The 19853-nt window shown below is 70.2% G+C and carries 17 protein-coding genes and 2 pseudogenes; 4 read left to right on the plus strand and 15 right to left on the minus strand.

The annotated features are described in order from the left end of the window. The first annotated feature begins 236 nt into the window (after positions 1–236). Positions 237–1304: a LacI family DNA-binding transcriptional regulator gene (locus ACIGXM_RS21060; RefSeq protein ID WP_396563031.1), complete on the plus strand. Its 1068-nt coding sequence runs from the start codon at positions 237–239 to the stop codon at positions 1302–1304. Positions 1305–1772: 468 nt separating this feature from the next. Next, positions 1773–3104 carry a Rieske 2Fe-2S domain-containing protein gene (locus tag ACIGXM_RS21065; RefSeq protein WP_396563033.1) on the plus strand — a complete coding sequence of 444 codons (1332 nt, stop codon included), beginning with the start codon at positions 1773–1775 and terminating at the stop codon, positions 3102–3104. Between the two features lie 350 nt (positions 3105–3454). Here the strand turns inward: ACIGXM_RS21065 and ACIGXM_RS21070 are convergent. From ACIGXM_RS21070 to ACIGXM_RS21130, 13 genes and pseudogenes are all read right to left on the minus strand, one after another. Then, positions 3455–4807: pseudogene (locus ACIGXM_RS21070) on the minus strand (BTAD domain-containing putative transcriptional regulator); the annotation flags it as partial. A 121-nt stretch (positions 4808–4928) separates the two neighbouring features. Next, on the minus strand, positions 4929–6176 hold the full coding sequence (locus tag ACIGXM_RS21075; RefSeq protein WP_396563035.1) for a cation:proton antiporter: 1248 nt from the start codon (positions 6174–6176) through the stop codon (positions 4929–4931). 129 nt (positions 6177–6305) lie between these two features. Further along, complete coding sequence (locus ACIGXM_RS21080; protein ID WP_396563037.1) at positions 6306–7082, minus strand: ArpA protein; 777 nt, start codon at positions 7080–7082, stop codon at positions 6306–6308. Between the two features lie 43 nt (positions 7083–7125). Beyond that, a complete protein-coding gene (locus ACIGXM_RS21085; RefSeq protein ID WP_396563039.1) occupies positions 7126–8352 on the minus strand; it encodes an MFS transporter in 1227 nt (408 codons plus the stop codon). Next, positions 8339–9586, minus strand: a complete 1248-nt coding sequence (locus tag ACIGXM_RS21090; protein WP_396563041.1) for an ATP-grasp domain-containing protein — start codon at positions 9584–9586, stop codon at positions 8339–8341. Before ACIGXM_RS21090 ends, ACIGXM_RS21085 begins: the two co-directional genes overlap by 14 nt. Positions 9587–9635: 49 nt before the next feature. After that, entirely contained in the window at positions 9636–10655 is a 1020-nt protein-coding gene (locus ACIGXM_RS21095; RefSeq protein ID WP_396563043.1) for an isopenicillin N synthase family dioxygenase, read from the minus strand. A 62-nt stretch (positions 10656–10717) separates the two neighbouring features. Then, complete coding sequence (folE, locus tag ACIGXM_RS21100; RefSeq protein ID WP_396563045.1) at positions 10718–11311, minus strand: GTP cyclohydrolase I; 594 nt, start codon at positions 11309–11311, stop codon at positions 10718–10720. After that, complete coding sequence (locus ACIGXM_RS21105; RefSeq protein ID WP_396563118.1) at positions 11312–12034, minus strand: 7-carboxy-7-deazaguanine synthase QueE; 723 nt, start codon at positions 12032–12034, stop codon at positions 11312–11314. Positions 12035–12096: 62 nt separating this feature from the next. Further along, positions 12097–12459: a 6-pyruvoyl trahydropterin synthase family protein gene (locus tag ACIGXM_RS21110; RefSeq protein WP_396563046.1), complete on the minus strand. Its 363-nt coding sequence runs from the start codon at positions 12457–12459 to the stop codon at positions 12097–12099. Continuing rightward, positions 12456–13136 carry a 7-cyano-7-deazaguanine synthase gene (locus ACIGXM_RS21115; RefSeq protein ID WP_396563048.1) on the minus strand — a complete coding sequence of 227 codons (681 nt, stop codon included), beginning with the start codon at positions 13134–13136 and terminating at the stop codon, positions 12456–12458. Before ACIGXM_RS21115 ends, ACIGXM_RS21110 begins: the two co-directional genes overlap by 4 nt. A 25-nt stretch (positions 13137–13161) precedes the next feature. Then, positions 13162–14421, minus strand: coding sequence for an ATP-grasp domain-containing protein (locus ACIGXM_RS21120; protein ID WP_396563050.1), 1260 nt, complete (start codon positions 14419–14421; stop codon positions 13162–13164). A 92-nt stretch (positions 14422–14513) separates the two neighbouring features. Continuing rightward, complete coding sequence (locus ACIGXM_RS21125; protein WP_396563052.1) at positions 14514–15749, minus strand: ATP-grasp domain-containing protein; 1236 nt, start codon at positions 15747–15749, stop codon at positions 14514–14516. Between the two features lie 191 nt (positions 15750–15940). Then, complete coding sequence (locus ACIGXM_RS21130) at positions 15941–16525, minus strand: hypothetical protein (protein ID WP_396563054.1); 585 nt, start codon at positions 16523–16525, stop codon at positions 15941–15943. Between ACIGXM_RS21130 and ACIGXM_RS21135 the strand changes: the two genes are divergently transcribed. Next, entirely contained in the window at positions 16524–17048 is a 525-nt protein-coding gene (locus ACIGXM_RS21135; protein ID WP_396563056.1) for a hypothetical protein, read from the plus strand. The two genes, ACIGXM_RS21130 and ACIGXM_RS21135, sit on opposite strands and share 2 nt — an antisense overlap. Positions 17049–17273: 225 nt before the next feature. On the opposite strand, the pseudogene ACIGXM_RS21140 reads toward ACIGXM_RS21135, so the two are convergent. Both ACIGXM_RS21140 and ACIGXM_RS21145 read right to left on the minus strand, forming a co-directional pair. Continuing rightward, positions 17274–17435: pseudogene (locus ACIGXM_RS21140) on the minus strand (pirin family protein); the annotation flags it as partial. A 489-nt stretch (positions 17436–17924) separates the two neighbouring features. Further along, the gene (locus tag ACIGXM_RS21145; RefSeq protein WP_396563058.1) at positions 17925–18803 is read right to left on the minus strand and encodes a DJ-1/PfpI family protein; all 879 of its coding nucleotides are present in this window, start codon (positions 18801–18803) and stop codon (positions 17925–17927) included. Positions 18804–19083: 280 nt separating this feature from the next. Between ACIGXM_RS21145 and ACIGXM_RS21150 the strand changes: the two genes are divergently transcribed. After that, positions 19084–19770, plus strand: coding sequence for a GlxA family transcriptional regulator (locus tag ACIGXM_RS21150; RefSeq protein ID WP_396563060.1), 687 nt, complete (start codon positions 19084–19086; stop codon positions 19768–19770). Positions 19771–19853 lie beyond the last annotated feature (83 nt).

Here is a 19853-nt window from a genome sequence, read left to right on the forward strand (position 1 = left end):
CGGCCCGAGGCCGGGAGATCCTGGCGGTCCACGGGGTCGGGCGCGTTGTCGCCCGAGGGGCGACCATGAGAGTATGGGAGCGCTCCCAAAAACCAGACGAAAGATTCCCGCTTCGAAGGGGAACGTGTCAAGCGGAATCAAACACGTTGCCACGGTGAACCCTTCCGGAGACGGAGACGAAGACGAAGCCCGACCTCGGGACTCCAGGACCCCCACGTGATCGAACGAGGAGAGCGATGAAACCGACCGCGGAGCGTTCCGACGGATCACACCGCGAGGCGGCCGCCGGCAGGGGCTCGGCCCGGCCGACGCTGGAGGAGGTGGCGGCGCTCGCCGGAGTCGGCCGGGGGACGGTCTCCCGGGTGATCAACGGTTCGCCGAAGGTGAGCGAGAAGGCCCGGGCGGCCGTGCAGCGCGCGGTGGCCGAGCTGGGCTACGTGCCCAACCGGGCAGCCCGCGCGCTGGTGACCTCGCGGACCGACTCGATCGCCCTGGTCGTCCCCGAGGCGGAGACCAGACTGTTCTCCGAACCGTATTTCGCCGACATCATCACCGGCGTGTCCGCGGAGCTGTCCGACACCGACTTCCAGCTGCTCCTGGTCCTGGTCCGCGACCAGCGCGAACGGGACCGCCTCACAACCTATCTGTCGGCTCGACGGGTGGACGGCGTACTCGTCGTCGCCGTCCGCCAGGACGACCCACTGCTGGCGCTGCTGGACAGCCTGGAGATCCCGGCCGTCCTGGCCGGGAGGCGCGGCGATACGGAGCCGCTCAGCTACGTAGTCGCGGACAACGCCGGTGGCGCCCGGACCGCCGTGCGCCACCTGCTGGCCCGCGGCCGCACCACGATCGCCACCGTCACCGGCCCGCTGGACATGGAGGTGGCCCAGGCCCGGCTCGGCGGCTACCGCGCCGCCTTGGAGGAGGCCGGCCTCAGCTACCAGGAGGAGCTGGTGGGCGTGGCCGACTTCACCACGGACGGCGGGTGTGCCGCGATGCGAGCCCTGCTGGAGCGACGGCCGGACCTCGACGCGGTCTTCTGCGCCTCCGACGTGATGGCCGCCGGCGCCCTCCAGGTGCTGCGTGCCGCCGGGCGCCGGGTCCCGGACCAGGTCGCCCTGGTCGGCTTCGACGACTCCATCGTGGCCCGCCACACCGATCCGCCGATGACCAGCGTGCGGCAGCCCATCGAGGAGATGGGACGCACAATGGCGCAGCTGCTCATCGAGGAGATCAGGGAGCCCGGGCGGCCCCGCCGACAGGTCATCCTGGCGACCGAACTCGTCGTCCGCACATCCGCCTGACCAGCGTGGGCGCCCCTGATCAGACCGGCGCGAGGAGACGCGTGCCGCCTGGCACTCCGGCCGGAAGAGGACGCCGATCAGCCAGGGCGGGCAGCCGCCGAGGGGCCCGGTGACGACGGCGAGCGCCTTGGGCCAGGTCACCCGTGCGCTCCAGGCGACGGTGAACGCGCCGATCACGGCCGCGATCACCGCGTGGCCGGCGTGGAGACCGGGCAAGGCGAGGATCAGCACGGTCAGCGGGAACCGGCGGCGGGCCACCAGAACCTCGTGGACCGGATGCTCACGAGTGGCCGCCGCGACGCCGACTCCAACCGCATCCCGGCCGGCAGTGGGCAGCTGACGTGGTCGACCGCTCCGTCCCCGTCAGGGGCCGCGCGGCGTAGACCCGACGTAAACCCGGCGTAGATCACGGGTAGAGGGCCGCCCTGAACACTGGACCGGACGCGCCGTGATCATGGAGGTACCAAAATGCTCTCAGAGGAAAAGAACCAGCTCCTGACGCAGGTGGGTGCGGGGACCCCCATGGGTGAACTGCTGCGCCGATACTGGCATCCGATCGCCCCGGCCATGGAGCTGCGCGAGAAGCGGGTCAAGCCGGTCAGGCTGCTCGGGGAGGACCTGGTCCTGTTCCGCAAGCCCGGCGGGGACCACGGTCTGATCTCCCGGCACTGCCCCCATCGGCGCACCGACCTCAGCCGCGGCTGGGTGGACGGCGAACTGATGCGGTGCGCCTACCACGGGTGGGCCTTCGACTCCGACGGCCGCTGCGTCGAGCAGCCGTTCGAAGAGGCGGGTCCGGCAGGGGGCTTCCACGACAAGGTCGGCGTCACCTCGTACCCCACCGCCACGTTGGGCGGCCTGGTCTGGGCCTACCTGGGTCCGGGACCCGCGCCGCTGGTGCCGGACTTCGAGACGTTCAGCTGGGAGCACGGCTTCGTCGAGCTCATCATCACCGAACTGCCATGCAACTGGTTCCAGTGCCATGAGAACGGAATGGACCCGGTCCATTTCGAGTGGCTGCACTCGAACGGGAACGCGGTCAGGCTCGACCCCGAGGACCCCGAGTACGCCCCTCGGCACACGGCGATCGACTTCCTGGAATTCGAGCACGGCTTCGTCAACGGCCGCGAGGTCGAGACCGAGAATGCGCCGGAGGGGGCGTTCGCCCGTACCACCAGCACCGCCGAGGGTGGGATCCTCTGCCTGTGGCCCTACACGCTCGCCTCGGGCAACACGGTCGAGTTCCGGGTGCCGATGGACGACCACCGCACCCTCAACATCACCTGGCAGTACTCCGTGCTCCCCGACGATGTCACGGTCGGCGTGCCGGAGTCCGAGGCGATCCCGTACTGGTCCGGACCGCTGACCGACCCCACGACCCATGAGCTGATCATGTCGCACACCGGCAACCAGGACTTCGCGATCTGGACCGGACAGGGAACGGTCACCGACCGGACCAGTGAGCACCTGGGGCGCAGCGACAAGGGGATCACCCTGCTCCGACGCCGCTACCTCGAAGCCATCGAGCAGGTCGCGAAGGGCGAGGACCCGCCCGGCACCGTGCGCGACCCGGAGGCGAACGTAGCGATCCAGCTGCCGCTGCCACGCAAGTTCATCTACACCGACGGCATTCCGCGCGGCGTCTTCGAGGAGAAGCTCGCCGCCCGGAAGGCGAGCGGACTGTTCGGCATCGGAGGTTTCCTGGCCGTCCAGGCCGGACGCCCTGAGCACCTCCAGGCGGCGTACGAGGCGATGGCCGGCATCACTGGCGTGACGACAGAGGCGTCGCCGGACGCGTAGGCACCAGCCCTGTCACGGGCGAAGGCCGCCAGCAGTTCCTGGAGGACGTAGTTGCCGGGCGTCGGAGAGCCGAGCATGGCGGCCTCGACCAGAGCCTCCAACAGCTCCTCGGCCTTCTCCTCGGGAAGGCCGAGGACGGTCGCCGCGGCGGGCAGCGTCCACTCGCGCCGGTCCGGGACCGCCAGCGTCATCAGGGTCCTGGCCTGCGTAGGGTCGAGTTCTTCGAAGGACCGCTCGAAGGAGCCGGCGATCCCGGGATCGGTGCTGCGCAGTTCGCGGAGCAGGCGCGTCCCGTCCGAAAGCCGTGTCGCCAAGGATGCGACGGTCCAGGCCGGGCGTCGGGCCAGCCTGGTCGCCGCGCTGTGCAGGGCGAGCGGCAGATGGCCGCAGGCGGCCGCGAGCGCGGCCACCGCGGCGGGTTCCGCACCGGCCCGGGCCGGTCCGATGATCGCGGTGATGAGCTCGGCGGAGCCGGCGGCGGACAGGCGGGTGAGCTGCGTCCAGGCGGTGACGCCGAGCGCGGGGCGACTTCGTGCGCAGATCAGCACCGCGCTGCCGGGCGTACCGGGAAGCAGCGGGGCGATGCGGGCGGCGCCGTCGGCGCCATCGGCGTCGTCGAGCACCACCAGCACCCGGCGCCCGGCCAGCACGGTCCGGTAGAGCGCGGCGCGTTCGGCCGCCCCGTGCGGTATGCGCTCGTCGGGCACGCCGAGCGCGCTCAGAAAACCGGCGAGAACGGCGCCCGCACCCGCCGGCGCGCGGGACACGCCGCTCAGCGAGGCCCACAGCTGGCCGTCGGGATAGCTCGCGGCGACCGCGTGCGCGGCGGCGACCGCCACCGTGCTCTTCCCGACGCCACTCATCCCGGTGACCAGTACCAGCGGCCTGCTGTGACCGGTGAGGGCCGCGGACAGCGCGGCGAGCTCGGTCGACCGTCCGGTCAGATCGGCGGTCGGGGCGGGCAGTTGCCGGGGGACATGCCGCGCACCGGTGGCCGCACCCGGCCGCACGCCGGCGAGTCGGGCCGTGGACCGCACGGGGGCCGGGTCCCGTCCGGTCAGGATGGCGTCGTGGACCCGGGTGAGGTGGGCCCCCGGGGCGATGCCCAGCTCCACGGCCAGTTGGTGGCGGATCTGTTGGTAGGCCTGCAAGGCGTCGGCTGGTCGGCCGCAGCGGAACAGCGCGATCATCCGCGCCGCGTGCAGGCGCTCGGCGAACGGCGCCGCCTGGCAGGCGGCCGAGAGCTCGCCCACCAGCATGCTGTGCCGTCCCAGCGCCAACTCGTGCTCGAACCAGGATGACTGGGCGCTCTCCCGGTGCTGGGCCAGGGATTCGCGCTGCCGATGACACAGCGGACCGGGCAGTCCGGCGAGCGCGCTGCCGCCCCGCCACAGGTCCAACGCGGTCTTGAGCCGTTCGGCGTCGCGATGCTCGTCGCCCGTGGGCCGGGCCGAGACCAGCTCGACGAAGGTGAGCGCATCGACCGACGAGGCGGGGACGTCCAGCAGATAGCCGCTGCCCGAGCGCACGATCAGCGAGGGCGTCAGGCTCTTGCGCAGCCGCAGGACATAGTTGGCGATCATCGACGTGGCGCTGGCCGGAGGGCGCTCGCCGAACAGGCCGTCGATCAGTTCGGCCACCCCGACCGGCAGGCCGGCCCGCAGCGCGAGCGCCGCGAGCAGGGCGGTCTGCTGCGGCGGCATCCGCTCCAGCTCCACCGGCCCGCCCTGGCCGCCCTGCTCGTCCGGCCGGTCCGGGTCGCGTAGCACTGAGGGCACGCCGAGAAGCTTGAACCAGAACACTTTGCCACCTCGGGATCCTCGGTCAGGCCTGCTGCCGGAGCACCGCGGGCCGGGCGGCGGTCGGGGCAGGGCGGGCCGCGGGGCGGCCCAGCAACAGGTTGAGGACCGGTCCTGTGGAGATCGTGGTCAGCACGGCCATGGCGACCAGCAGGCTGTAGAAGGCGCCGTTCAGCAGGCCCGCCTGGCGCCCGGCCGTGAGCACGATCAGCTCGGTGAGGCCGCGGGTGTTCATCAGGACGCCGAGGACAGCGGATTCACGGGGCTGCAGGCCGGACAGCCGGGCCGCCCCCGCGGCTCCGAGGACCTTGCCGCCCACCGCCGCCGCGAGCAGCACCGCCAGCTGCAGCACCTGGACGGGGCGCAGCGTGGAGAGGTCGGCCTGCCAGCCCGCGACCACGAAGTACACCGGCATCAGCAGGCTGAGGCCGATGCCCCGGACGTTGTCGGTGATCGGCTTCAGCGCCGCTTCCCCGTGCGAGCGCCGCACGCAGGCGACCGTGACACCGAAGGCGAAGGCGCCGGAAATGAAGTGCAGGCCCATCCACTCGGTCGCGGCGCAGGAGGCCAGCAGACCGGCCAGCACGGCGACCGGGTCCAGCCGACCGGAACGGGCGCTCGCCAGGCGGCGCAGCAGCGGCACGCCCGCGGCCAGGGCCAGGAGGTACGGGGGCAGCCAGAGCAGGTGTCCCAGAGCCTGCGCGCCGGCGCCGAGCAGCAGCACCACGGCCAGCAGCAGCCAGGCCACCAGGTCGCAGAGCGCGGCGCTCGCCAGCGCCAGTCGGCCCAGCGGCTGCCGGGCCGTTCCGCGGTCGTCCAGGATCCTGGCCAGCACCGGGAAGGCGGTCACCGAGAGAGCCAGACCCATGAAGAGGTCGGCGCTCAGCGGAGTGACGGCCGCCGTCCCGGTGACCCACCAGAGGCCGAGCGCGCTGCCCAGGGCGAACGGCAGGACGATCGAGCCGAGCCCGATGCCAGCCGAGATCCGGCGCAGCGAGCGATCGGCACTCCAGTCGAACTCCATCCCGGTCACGAACATGAACAGGGCGATCCCGAGGTTGGCGAAGGCACTGAGGAAGCCGCGCACCTCCACCGGGAAGAGGGCTCGGGTGATCGCCCCGTGCAGCAGGGTGGGCCCGAGCAGGATGCCCATGACCACCTCGCCGATGACCGGGGGCTGGCCCAGCTTCCGGGCCACGGTACCCGCCGCGCGGGCCAGCGACGCGGCCAGGGCCAGGTCGAGCAGGAGAACGACTGTCAGATGGCTGGGCATGCCTGCTGGGCCCTTTCACGGCTCGTCGACATGCCGCGTCCGTGGCGCACCGAGGGTTGTGCGCCGCGGACGCGGCTGCTTGGTGTGGGCCGCGCGGTTGACCGCGGCCCCCTGGGGCTGGAGCGGGCGTCAGGCCTGCTCGACCGCGGAGGCGGCCTGGACCTCGGGGTTGTCCCACCAGCGGTCGTCGCCGACCAGGGTCTTCTCCAGGTCGCGCTTGGCGGCCCAGGTCATGTTCAGGATGGTGCGCACGGAGTCCTCGCTCAGCGGCACGGTGCGGTGCAGGGTGGTGTCGGTGCGCAGCAGGTAGAGGTCTCCGGACTCCAGCCCGTGGGTGTCGATCCGACGCTCGCACAGGGTCTCGTTGATGCGCGGGTTGCTCTTGTCCCAGTGGGTGTGCGGGACGGCCTGGAGCATGCCGCCGTGCGCGAGCGGAGGCATCCGCAGCGCCCAGATGAGCGCGAAGCTGTAGTCGCCCCAGTGCCAGCCGTGGGTGTCGGACTTGTGCTCCTGATGGGTGATCAGGTAGCGCTCGTCGTCGGAGACCTGCGGGATGATCTGCTCGCGGGTGATGCCGGCCAGGAAGCCGAGCAGCACCTCGGAGCGGGCGAGCGTGCTGATGAGCTCGCTCTTCTCGATCTCCTCGCTCTTCACCACGCTCATCTTGCGCGGCGTGTTGCCGGTGGTGGCGAGCAGGAGGTCGCGGCGCTCCTTGTGCTCGGCTATCAGCCGGTCGGTCTCGCCGCGGACCTCGTCCATCAGTTCCTGCGGTACCAGCCGGGCGGTGGAGTCGAACTTCACGAAGCCGTGGCGGTGGAAGGAGTCGGCGAGCCGCTCGACCCGCTCGGGCGTGTAGGTCTCGGCCAGGAACTTGGCCAGGGTCTCGTCCATCTGCTGCAGGGTCATGCGAGTGGTCTCCTCAGAGGTGGTGAATGGGACCGGACCACGGTCAGGCCACGCGGGTCCGGACGTTCCAGGTGAAGCCCGCGGTCAGGACCGCGAGCAGGGAAATGGCGCAGAGTACGGTCGGACTGCCGGAGCTCGCCGCGAACCAGGCGGCGGCCGCGGCACCGGCTGCCGAGCCGCCCTGGGTGAGGCTGCTGAGCCAGGCCTGGGTCTCGGCGGCGGCGCCCTCGGGGGCGAGGTCCCCGCCGGTGGTGAACAGCGCCCCGAAGGTGGAGCCGTAGCTGATGCCTGCGATCGGACAGGCCAACAGCAAGGCGAACGGGGGTAGTTGGGAGGCTGCGGCCAGGACGGCCACACCCGCCGCGAACGTCCCGAGCAGGACCGTGAGCTTGGGGCCCCGAGCCAGCAGGCCCGGCACGGCCCCCAGCGCGAGGCTGCCGACGATGCTGCCGACCGAGAGCGCACCGATGTCGATGCCGGTGTACATCGCCGTGTGCCGCTCCGCGTTGAGCACCGAGATGACCACGTCGACCGCGGTGATCATCGCGCTGAACCCGGCGTGCACCAGCAGCAGCCGGCGCAGTGCGGCGGAGCGCAGCGGGCCCGCCCAGTGCCCGCCGCCGGTGCGCCGAGGGGGCGGCGAGACCGTCGGCAGGCTGAGCACCAGCACGATGGCGACGACCGTCAGCACCCCGCACAGAGCGAACGCGACGATGCTCGACACGCTCAGGCAGAGCCAGGCGGCCAGTGCCGGGCCGGAGATCTGCGCGATGTCGCTCATCGCCGAGTCCAGCGCCATCGCGGTGACCAGCTGGCGCTGGCCGCCGACCTCCCGCCACAGCGTGCGCATCATGATCCCGACCGGCGGTACGGTGATCCCGCCGAGCGAAGCCAGGACCAGCAGCAGCGGCACCGGCCCGTGCGACCGGGCCACCGCCACCAGCGCGGCGAGCGCCACCAGGTAGCCCGCCAGGGTGCCGAGCACGATCGGCCGGTAGGCACGACGGTCGATCAGACGGCCGCGGACCGGGGCGGACAGGCCCTGGCCGATCGCCATGGCGGCGACCGCGAGTCCTGCCACCGCATAGGAGTAGTGCGGGCCCGTGTACAGCAGCAGGGACAGCGAGATCATGGTCGGCGGAAGCTTGGACGCCACACTGGCGACCAGCATCCGTCGCACACCGGGGACCGCCAGCAGCTCGCGGTAGCTGGACAGCAGGCCTCGGGGTGGCTTCCGGCGGGCCGGGCTCGCTACGTCAGCTGGTGCCATCGAGGGCGATCTCCAATGAGACCAGCTCCCGGATCTCGCGCAGCGCGCGCACCACGGAGTCCTGGTCGGGCCCGGAGACCCAGGCGCCGACCGGGATGGTCTTGGTGTTCTGGGTGAGCGGGATACGGTCGCCCGGCTGAAAGTCGACCAGGACCTTGCTGACGCTCGGGTGGCGCTTCATCGCGTCCAGCCCGTGGATGGCGACCAGGGTGCCGGGGCCCTCGTCGTTGCGGATCGCGATCGCCCCGAACATCGCCCGGAAGCCGAGGTCCCCGTCCATGATGGCCGGGCGCCGGCCGAGGTAGCAGGTGAGCGCGTCGTGGAACGGGCGGATCGCGGTGTGGTCGGTCCACTGGTCGGCGGCAGGGCCGCCGGCCAGCCGGGCACCGATCTCGATCAGGTGGACGCCTTCGGGGGTGACCTTGACCTCGGTGTGGCTGGGACCGCGGTGCACGCCGAAGGCCGTCAGGACCTCGAACACGTACTCCTCGACCCGGGCCCAGTCACGGTCGTCCCTGGTCGCCTGGACGTTGTCCCACAGCGGGAAGTCGTAGTCCCGGTCGTCCGGCTGCCGGTACTCCCACATGTCCATCACCCGGTGATCGCCGTCGCTGCTGAAGCAGTTGACGGCGAACTCGCGGCCGCGGATGTACTGCTCGACCAGCCACTCGGTGACCGGCCAGCCGAACAGGTCGGTCGCGGCGATCCTGAGGTCCTTCGCCGCCTCGGCGTCGCGGACCAGCGTGACGCCGAACGAGCCCGAGCTCATGGTGGGCTTCACGATGACCGGGTAGCCGATCTCCTCGGCCACCGCAGCCACCTCGGAGAGTTCCTTCACCAGCCGGAAGGCCGGAATCCGCAGGCCCACCGCGGCCGCGTGCTCCCGCATCGCCGACTTGTTGCGCCGTGCCCAGGCCAGGGTCACGTCGTTGCCCGCCAGGCCGAGCTCGTGGGCGAGCAGGTCGGTCAGGTAGACGGCCGGCTCGTAGGCCGGTACGACGGCCTTGATGTCGAAGTCGATCGCCTCGAGCGCCCTCAACACCTCGGGCACCTCGGATGCGTACAGCGAGGCGTCATCACCGCTGGTGTGCTCGGGCCACCGGGAGTGCAGTTCGCCGGGCTCCACTGTGTAGAGGGAGACCACGTGCAGTCCGAGGTCACGGGCCGCGTTCTTGTACCCTTCGCCGGTCTTGACCGGGTCGATGAGGAGTACGGCTGGCTTGCGGGTGCTCAAGGAGGATTCCTTCGGTGCGGGGTGTGGGTGGTGGGACGGCTGGGCGGCGCTACCGGGCGGGCATCAGCTCGGGGTGGTGCCGCGCGATGACCTCGGGGAAGGCCCGGAGCATCCCCTTCATGACGTTTGCCCCGTAGCCGGCGAAGAGCGGGTTCGCGGGGTCGTGGACGACGCCTTCTGCCGCGCTGACGAAGGGGCTGGGCAGCGGCTGCATCGCCGCGTCCAGGCGCGGGTTGTAGAAGAACGGCGCGGAGTAGCGGTCCACCCCGGGAGCGGGCCGCACCACCCGGTGCGTGGTGGCGCGCAGATAGCCGCGGGTGGCGACCTCCAACAGCTCGCCGAGGTTCACCACGAACGCTCCGGGCACCACGGGGACGTCGAGGAAGACGCCGTCCTCCACCGCGACCTGGAGCCCGCCCTTGTCGTCCTGGAGGAGCAGGGTGAGCAGACCGTAGTCCTTGTGGATGCCCACGCCCTGGCCACTGCCGTCGTCGTCGCCCTCGTCCGCGGCCTGTGGCGGACCCGGGTAGTGCAGCAGCTTGAAGTGCACGTGCGGGTCCGGTGCCACGACCTCGTCCAGGAAGTGCGCCGGAGTGTCCAGCGCTTCGAGGATCAGGCCGAGCAGCCGGTGGGCCACCCCGGTGAGGTCGGCCGTCCACCGTTGCACCGCGGGAGCCAGCTCGGGCAGCCCGGCCGGCCACTGGTTGGGGCCGGCCAGCCAGCGGTAGGAGGGATCGTCAGCGCCGGGCGGCGCGAACGGCTGCTCGGGACCGATGTCGAGCTGCCGCCGCTGGTCCGGAACGCCCTGGGTGAGTTCCCGACCCACCTCCGAATAGCCGCGGAAGTGGGGCGAGTTGAGAATGCTCAGGGCCGCGCGCTGCGGCTCGGGCAGGGCGAAGAACCGCCGCGCCAGATCGAGCAGTTCGTCGGCTCCGGTCACACCGTGGCCGACCAGCTGGAAGAAGCCGATGTCGTGCACGGCGGCACGCAGTCGGTCGAGGAAGGCGGCTCGGGCCTGCGGACCGCGCTCGGCGTCCCGCAGGTCGAGGACGGGAAACAGCTCGGACAAGGGAGTTCATCCGTTCCGGGGTTGAGAGGTCGGGCATGGGACCGTGCTGCGGTTCGGACCGTTCAGGCGGCGCGCAGGTGGGCGAACAGCTCCGACCGCAGGGTGCCCTCCTCCGCGAACGCGCCGTGCAGCGCGCTGGAGGTCATTCGGGCACTGGTCCTGATCCCACGCATGGTCATGCACAGGTGCTCTCCCTGGCCGACCACGGCCACGTCCTCGGCGCCGGTGATCCGCATGATGTCCGAGCTGATGTCGGCCACCAGCCGCTCCTGCACCTGGAGCTGGTGCGCGTGCTGGTGGGCGATCCGGGCGAACTTCGAGAGCCCCAGCAGCTGCTTCGCGGACCGGTAGGCGATGGTCAGCGAGCAGTTGAACGGGAGCAGGTGGTGCTCGCAGAGCGACCAGACCTCGATCCCCGAGACCACGACCAGCTGTCCGGCCGAGCTGGTCTCGAAGAGGGTGGCGACGGTGCCCGGGTCGTAGTTGGTGAACTCGCGCCACCACCGCGCGTAGCGGGCGGGCGTGTCCTTCAGACCGTCGCGCTCCGGGTCCTCGCCGATCTCCTCCAGGAGCCGGCGGGCCAGAGCCTCCAGTGGGTCCTTGCCGGCCTCGTCCACCATGGCCCGCAGCTCCGGCCCATCCAGGTTGACGCTCATTCAGACTCCTCGTTTGTGTCCCCAGATCAGCGTGTGCAGTCTGGTCGTGATGTTCCACCCACGGTCGATGACCTCGTCGGCCAACTGCCGCTGGTGCCGTTCGATGTCCACGCTCCTCTGGCCCTCGGGCATCACCCAGACCGAGGTGATGCCCGAGGCTTCGACCACGGCGGAGACCTCGTCGAGATCGGCACTGTCCCGGCAGACGAACTTGAACGTGCTGGTCTCAAGGGCGGCCAGGCTCTTCAGAGCGGCGGGTACGATCCGCTTCCCGGCCGGGTCGCCGGCGTGCGAGAGCTTGGGCGAGACGTTGAAGCGCACCCCCGCTTCGACCAGCTTCCGGTCCGGGACGCGGGTCCCGTTGGTCTCGATCTCGATCTCGATGCCGCGACCGGTCAGTGCCTCCACCAGCGGCACCAGGCGCTTCTGCTGGTTCAGCGGCTCGCCGCCGGAGATGACCACCAGGTCGACTCCGTAGCCGAGCAGCCGGTCCCGGACGGTGGAGAGGGGAAGGCGGTGGAGTTCCACCTTGGGGTCGTACGTGACGCCGGCATCGCTCTCCCCGTTCCAGTCCCAGGTGTACGGGGTGTCGCACCAGCGGCACGACAGATTGCAGCCACCAAGCCGCAGAAAGGCGCAGCGGCGGCCGAGTGATCGTCCTTCACCTTGGAAGGACTCAGGTGGGGCCGAAGATCTCGTTGACGACGAGTTCCGGTTCCACAGGGCACCACCTCCTCGTTCGTGCGGTGGGCCCCGTCATGGGGCCACCAGTGGGTGACCGTCGTTCAGGGCCGGTACTCGGCCCAGGTCTTCGGAGTTTCGGAAACGCGCACGGCGGTCAGTTCCGGGTAGACCGTGATCCAGCTCTCGTAGATCCAGACCGCCAGGTTCTCCGCGGTCGGGCTCTCCTTGGTCGCGTCGTTGAGGTGGCGGTGGTCCAGCCACTCGTCGAGCCACCCCTTGAAGCCGGAGAGATCGCCGTAGTCGCGGACGAAGCCCGGACCGGTCAGCTGGTCGCGCCCAGCGCTCAACTCGATCTCCACGACGTAGTTGTGGCCGTGCAGCCGGCCGCACTGGTGGCCCTCGGGCAGGCCGTCCAGCTGGTGGCTGGCCGAGAAGGCGAACTGCTTCGAAATTCGCAGGGTCATTGCTTGCGCTCCTGGTAGATGGTGGGGTCGGGCACGCCGGCCGCGGTGAACGCCTCCTGACGCTCCCAGCAGGCCGCGCAGCGGGCGCAGTGATCGTCCTCGCCGCGCAGGCAGGTCCAGGTCTCGGTCCACGGCACGCCGAGCCGCTCGCCCAGCGTGACGACTCCGCTCTTGGCCAGGCCGGACAGCGGGGCCAGCAGGTCGAGACCGGGGTGCGCGTAGCCGGCGGTGGCGAGCCGCTCCATCGCGATGAAGGACCCGAGGAACTCCGGCGTGCTGTCCGGGACCGAGGCGGTGTCGTCAGCCATGATCCCGATGGCGACCGCCTCGGCCTTCTCGGCCACCGCGACCGCGAACGCCACCGACAGCAGCAGGGCGTTGCGGTTGGGCACGATGTTCGGACTCTCGCCGTAGCCGTTCCAGGTCTGCTCCGGAACGTCCACGGTCGGGTCGGTCAGCGAGGAGCCGCGTAGTAGCGCGCCCACCGCGCTCAGGTCGGCGACCTGGTGCACGGCGCCGAGGCGCTCGGCGGCGATGGCCGCGTACTTGTGCTCCTTGCGGTGCCGCTGGCCGTAGTCCACCGAGAGCAGGTGCACATCGTGGCCCTGCTCCTTGAACTGGTAGGCCATGGTCACGGAGTCCATACCGCCCGAGACAATGGCGATGATCTTTGGCACTGGTACTTCTCCCTTCGGGACGTGCTCAGGTGAGCGGAGTGCCGTGCACGGTGACCGCGGCTGCGGCCCGGCCGAGGACTGCCTCGCACTCCTGCTCGTTGCTTCCGACAGCCACGACCAGCGCGTACCGGCAGCGGACGTGGTCCTTCGGTGGCAGCCGGAGCTCCCTGCCCGGGCCCACCAGCAGCTGCACGTCGTCCACCTCGGCGGGCAACGCGCTCCGGTCGACGTCGATCGAGTCGACCGTCAGGTCGTGCTCGGGGTAGAGGAAGCGGACGGCTGCGGCCCGCTCCCAGCTGGCGGTGGTCTCCGGCACCGCGCCGGCCGCCAGGTCGGCCGCGACCAACCCGATCTCGACACCAGTGGCCAGCCCGCCCAGGTAGGGGATGCGGTCGCCGCCGACCCGGGCGTTGATCTCGACGATCCGGGGACCGGTCGAGGTGAGCCGAAGCTCGGTGTGGGTCACCGTGTCGGTGAGGCCCAGCGCCGTGTGCGAGTCCTGCAGCACCTTCAGCAGCTCGGGGTCGCTCAGCAGCGGGTCGGCGGCCTCGACCAGGTGGCCGACCTCCTCGAACCCCGGCGCGTATCCCAGCCGCTTGCGGGCCACGAAGAGCGCGGTGACCACTCCGTCGCGGCAGACGGCCTCCACGCTGATCTCCGGCCCGTCCAGGTACTCCTCGACCAGGATCGACCGCTCGTAGGTGGGCACCTCGTCGAACCAGATGCTGCCGGCGTCCTGGTAGGCGGCCTCCAGTGAGTCGGCGTCCGGCGCCAGCATCACGCCGTTGCTCGCCGACAGCGCGCGGGGCTTGACCACCACGGGGTAGCCGATCCGCTCAGCGGCCTGCCGCGCCTCGGCGAAGTCGGCGACCGCGATCGACTCGGCCTGCGGCACACCGGCCGCCTTCATCAGCTCGCGCCCGGCGAACTTGTCACGGCAGGCCCGCACCGCCTCCACCGGGCTTGTCCGCAGCCCGAGAGCGGTTGCCAGAGCCGCGGCCGACTCGACGCGGGTCTCCTCGTAGGTGAGCGCGCCGGCGAAGCTCTCCGCACTGCCCTTCGCAACCTGGATCATCGCCTCGACGTCCAGGGTGTTCACCGAGCTGTGGGCCACGATGTACGGCGCCTGCCAGGTCGGCGGTTCCGGGGCCAGCAGGTGCAGGCGGTACCGGGTGGCCATGGCGCGCAGCATGTACTCACGCCAGACCTGCCCGCCGCTGCCGACAAGGAGGAGTAGCGGCTTCTGGGCGTCCGAGGGTGCGGCGTCCAGGTGGTCCTTGGTCATGGTTTCACCATTCAGGTGTGCGCGGATGTCATGGATGAAGCGGGAAAAAAGGGGGGCGCCTTGCCGACTGGCGGGTACAACAGGCGCGGGGTTCAGAACGCTGGGGCAGACGGTGGCTCGACCTCGACCGTGAACCGGCCGACGCCTTGCCGAGCCCGCTGCAGCGCGGTGTCCGGGTCGTCGCCGATCGCGATCACATCGCCCTGGCGGGCCCACGAGTTGTGCAGCGGCGGGACGAGGTCGCCGACTGCGGCGGTGAGGACGGCGGTCACCACACCCTCGGCGGCGGAGGCCTCGGCCAGCCCGCCGACCGCCGTCACCTTGCCCTCCGGCACGGTGAGGAACCAGATCGCGGCCGCGCCGGCCACCGGCTCCGGGGTCAGATCCACCGGCTCGCCCGCCAGCCAGCTGAAGGTGAGCTGCTGGATGTCGAAGCCGGAGGCCAGCCGTACGAGTTCGACGATCGCGTCGCCGCCGGGCCTGGTGTGCGTCTCGATGATCCGCGGACCGCGGGCGGTCAGCATCACCTCGGTGTGCGCAGGGCCCTCCTGCACGCCCAGTGCCGTCAGCAGGGTGATCACCTCGGCGACGATTCGGTCCTGCTGCTCGGCGGGTGTCCGAGCCGGCACCAGGTGGCCGATCTCGACGAAGTTCGCGGTTTTGAACTTCTCGGTCACGGCGAGCAGATGGTGCCGGCCGGCCATGCTGAAGGTCTCGACGCTGAACTCCGCGCCGTCCAGGAACTCCTCCGCCAGCCACGGCGGCGTCGTGTCCTCAGCGGGCACGGAGAAGTCCAGCTCGCGGGCCAGGGCATCCAACTGCTCCGTGTCATGGATGACATGGATGGACTGACTGGCCGTCCCCCGCGTCGGCTTCAGGATCACCGGAAGCGGGATGGTCCGCGGGAGCATGCGCAGGTCGTACGCGGAGCGTACGGAGGCCGCCGCGACCTGGCCGACCTCGCTGTCGCGCAGGAGTTCACGCATGAACGCCTTGTCGGTCACGGCGGTGACGGCTTCCAACGGATTGGCCAGCAGGCCGAGTTCATGGTTGATCCGGGCCGCCGCCTGAAGGAAGTCGTCGTTCATCGTCATGGCCAGATCGAACGGCTGAACGCTGTGCAGCGCGATCGCGGCCTTCACGATGTGGTCCGCCGACATGTCGGGTACGAGGAGTGCGGAGGCGACCAGCTCACGGCGCCGCTCGGACAGCCCACTCTTCGGCCCCAGATAGCTGATCGTCATCCCGGCCCGGTGCGCCGCTTCCATCGCCTCCGTGCGCCTGCCCCCGACGAACAGCACGCTGCGGACAGCCAATGCCCTGGTCACTCTGGTTCCTCAACCCTTCGATCGAATATGGACGCCGGGCCTGACCTGCCTCCCCCGGGGAGCAGAGCCGAACCGGCCCTCGATCCCCAAGGCGTTCGCAAGGTGGAAGAGGTCGTACTCACCGACGTCACACAGCTGGATCCGGCCCCCGTCGAACACCTCGAGGCTCCGACCGCCGGACGGAAGCGTGGTCAGCACGTCCCGCGCCACGTCGAAGGCGTCGGGCGCCCTCGCGGACGAGTGCGCGGAGCGTGCCGCGGCGTTCCGCGATGCCGGGCGAGGTGTGCAGGGCGACGGCCCGCCAGACCTGGTCGGCGTCGGCCGTGGACGTCCCCCTGTTGCATGAGGAATTCGGCGGCCCGGTCGGCGCCTTCGACCTCGAAACGCTGACGGTGCGGGCCGTCGGACGCGACGCCGAGGTCGTGCATCACGCAGGCGGCGAAGAGCAGGTCGTCGTCGTAGTCCTGGCCGGCGGCCAAGTCGAGGCGGCCGGCTACCGGTCTGGCGAACAGGTAGCCGCGGGCGCTGTGGTTGAACACGGAGGGCGTGAGCACCGGCCGAATGAGGTTCACGACGGCGTCGGCAAGTGGTGTGCCGGGCAGGGTGATCAGGTCGGTGGCCGCCTCGCGGGGAGGAGGTCCGGTCATGACTTCATCGTCGCCGCGTCCCCACCCACCCGACGAGTGGCAAAAGCGAATAACTTCGTTAGGATTTTGCCATGTTGCGTCCTGAAAGCTGGTCCAGAAGTTCCGGGTCCGGTTGGTCGAGCACGGCATGGAGCGCCTGCTCTTCGACCGGTTGGTCGAGCACTGCCGGGGGGAGGGGCTGATCGCGGCCGGGGGCAAGCAGCGCACCGACTCCACCCATGTCATCAGCGCGGTGCGGGACTTGAACCGGCTGGAGCTGGCCGGTGAGAGCGTGCGCGCGGCACTGGAGGCACTGGCCGTCGCGGCGCCGACCTGGCTCGGGCAGGCGATGCCGGTGGTGGAGCTGGAGCTGCGCCACGCGGCACGGATCGACTCATGGCGGCTGCCCACCTCGAAGACGAAGCGGGACCGGCTGGCCGAGGTCTACGGCCAGGACGCGCTCGCGCTGCCGCACGCGGTCCACGCGCCCGCGACGCCGGTGTGGCTGCGGGAGATCGAGGCGGTTCAGCTGCTGCGGCGGATCTTCACGCGGACCTACTACGTGCACACCGACGCGCGGGGGCGGGAGGTGGCCAGGAAGCGGGAGGCCCAAGTGGACGGCGTCCCGCCCCCGCAACGCCTCCACCAGGACGACCGGTCTACATTGCTCTAGACCCTTTGACTGACAGATCATCAGGGAAGTCGGCAGTTGGTCAGTAGTGGTCTGACCAAAGCCTGTCACAGAAGGCCATACTCGCGACTCCCGCGTTACTGGCAGGTCGACGCCCAGAGGGCCGCCAGGCCCTCGCGGTGGAGAATCCTGAGGAGCCCCCACCCGCACCAAGCAGCACTCCACGGAGCGCACCACGGGCCGCGACTCCAGGCATATGAGCCCAGCTCAGCCAGCCCTCCCCCGTGGCTTCATCGGCGCTGAGGGCAGCGTAGGCGCCGACAGCCGCGAGCCGTCGTAGCCGTGCACCTCGCCGAACCTGGACCCTTCCATCCAGTCCGTACGCGCCTGCACGATCTCCTCCGTCGAGCGTCCGATGAAGTTCCACCACTTACCACGGGTTTGACGTTTTCGCCCAGGCCAGGGGCCTGATCGACCATCCAGGGTCAGCAAATTACGCCGTTTGGTGACCCCTATGTGATGGATTGATCACAGGAAGCCTCTGAAGGGCGACGCCTCCGGGCGCGTGGCGCAGGGGGAACGCCCAGCAGAAACCTTGCGGTCGGCCGGCGCCACCTCCCGGGAAGGCGCACTGGGGGCATTGCCTCGCCGATGTGCAGCTGAGCGCGCATCGATCTGGCGATGTGCCCTCGATGTGCCCTCCCGGGATCTTGGTGGCTACTGACTTCGGCGCTTCGGGGTGATGGGTCGGCGCGCTCTACCGATGGACCGTCGCGGCGACGGGCGCGGCGGTTCCCCAGACTTACCGCCGTCGCCTTCAAGCCACAGCCCTGCGCATCACGTGACCAACCCACCCGAACCAGCCGACCGCACAACCCGGCCGCTACGGGACCCACCGCGAGAACGAAGCGACCCTGGTCACGGTGTTGTGGGGGTCCAGACGGTTCCGCGGGCTTCGTACTCGAGCATGCTCTCGATGGCGACTGCGGTCTCCGCGCCGAGTTCACGCCTGACCAGCCAGAGTCCCAGATCCAGCCCCGAGGAGACCCCGCCCGCGGTGACGAGGTCGCCGTCGTCGACGACCCTCGCGGTCTTGACCAGGCCGCCCTGCGCCCGCAGGTCGGCCTGTGCCAGGTGGTGGGTGGTACAGGGGCGGCCCCTGGTCAGCCCAGCCGCCGAGAGGATCATCGCGCCAGTGCACACCGAAGCGATCGTCAGCCCGTTACGGACAGCGGCAGCCAGCGCTCGGGGCAGCACGCCGCGGTCGATCTCCGACCAGACACCAGGACCGTCACGGTGTACGAAGCCGCCGCCGGGTACCAGGATCACGTCCCTGCCCGCAGGCGACCACGCGTGGTCCACCTGGATCCGACTGCCGTACTGCGTGCGCACCAAGCCCGGGCCGTCCAAGGTGACATAACGCACGTCCACCGCACCCGGGCTGACCGAACCGGCCTGGGAGAACGTCTCGAACGGCGCGGTGAAGTCCAGGTCCTCCGCACCATCGAACAGCACGATGTCCACCCGCAGCGGACGGCCGGACCGCATCTCACCCGTGGCCGCCGCGACCTGCGGCGTCAAGCCCACGGCCGCCGCCCCCACCGTGAGCACCGCTGCCCCCGTTCCCGTGTGGCGAAGGAAGTTTCTGCGCTCCATCTCTGCACCCTTCACTGTTACGTTCCATGCCTCGTCGCACCAGGCCTGAACATGTCGGTCATGTCTGGCACGTTCACTCTGGCAAGCCGCCACAGGTCGCGACAGTGGTGTCCGTGACGAGAAGCGATAGATTCGCGCCATGCGAACCGTTGCCGTTCTCGCGCCCCGTGGTGCGGTGGGATTCGACCTGGCCGCCGCCTGCCAGGCCTTCAACTCGCGGACGGTTCCTGTCCCTACGAGGTGCGGGTATGCGGCCCCGCCCGGATCACAGCCACCGCGGTGGACTCACGGTGTTTCGACATCATCCCCTCATATCCACTGCGGGCCGCCCTGAGCGCGGACACGATCATCGTGCCCGGCGTGAGCACAGACACGGTGATCGACGACGACGTCACGGCACTGCTACGTGCTATGCGAGGCCGTGGCAAGGAAGATCACCGTCGCCTCGCTGCATACAGGCGCTTTCCTCCTCGCCAAGGCCGGCCTGCTGGAGGGAACCATCTCCACAACCCACTGGAGGGAAGCCGAGCGACTCACGAGTCAGTACCCAGGCATCGACATCGACCCGCACATCCTCTTCACCGACCACGGCCAGGTCCTGACCTCCGCCGGCGCCACAGCCGGACTCGACCTGTGCCTCCACCTCGTCAGCCGAGACCACGGCGCGACAGCAGCCGCCGCAGCCGCGCGACTCCTGGTACTGCCACAACGCCGCTCCGGACAGGCCGCACAGATCCTCACCTACCCAACGACAGAGGACCGCTACGAGGAAGACCCGTTCCAACGAACACTGGAATGGCTCCACCGCAACCTCCACCGCCGCCTCACCCTGCCGGACATCGCCAAGCACGCCAGAATGAGCGTGCGCCAGCTACACCGCCGATTCAAAGAAGGAACCGGGACCACCCCACTGCAGTGGCTGCTGTGGGCCAGGATCGAACGAGCCCGCCAACTCCTGGAGACCACTGACCCGCCCATCGAGCAGGTCGCCACCATCAGCGGCTTCGGCTCCGCCATCTCACTGAGATCACAGTTCCGACAACGGCTAGACACCAACCCAACCGCCTATCGACGCACCTACCGACACCACCCCCACCCCCAAGGCTGATGCAGAGTCGTGGTAATCACGCAGTGGGGACGGACGGTGAGTTAGGCGAGTGACAACCCCGGGTGATGCGCATCAACCCGCCG

Origin of the sequence: Kitasatospora sp. NPDC052896 (genome assembly GCF_044547075.1) — a bacterium.
Classification (GTDB): Bacteria; Actinomycetota; Actinomycetes; order Streptomycetales; family Streptomycetaceae; genus Kitasatospora.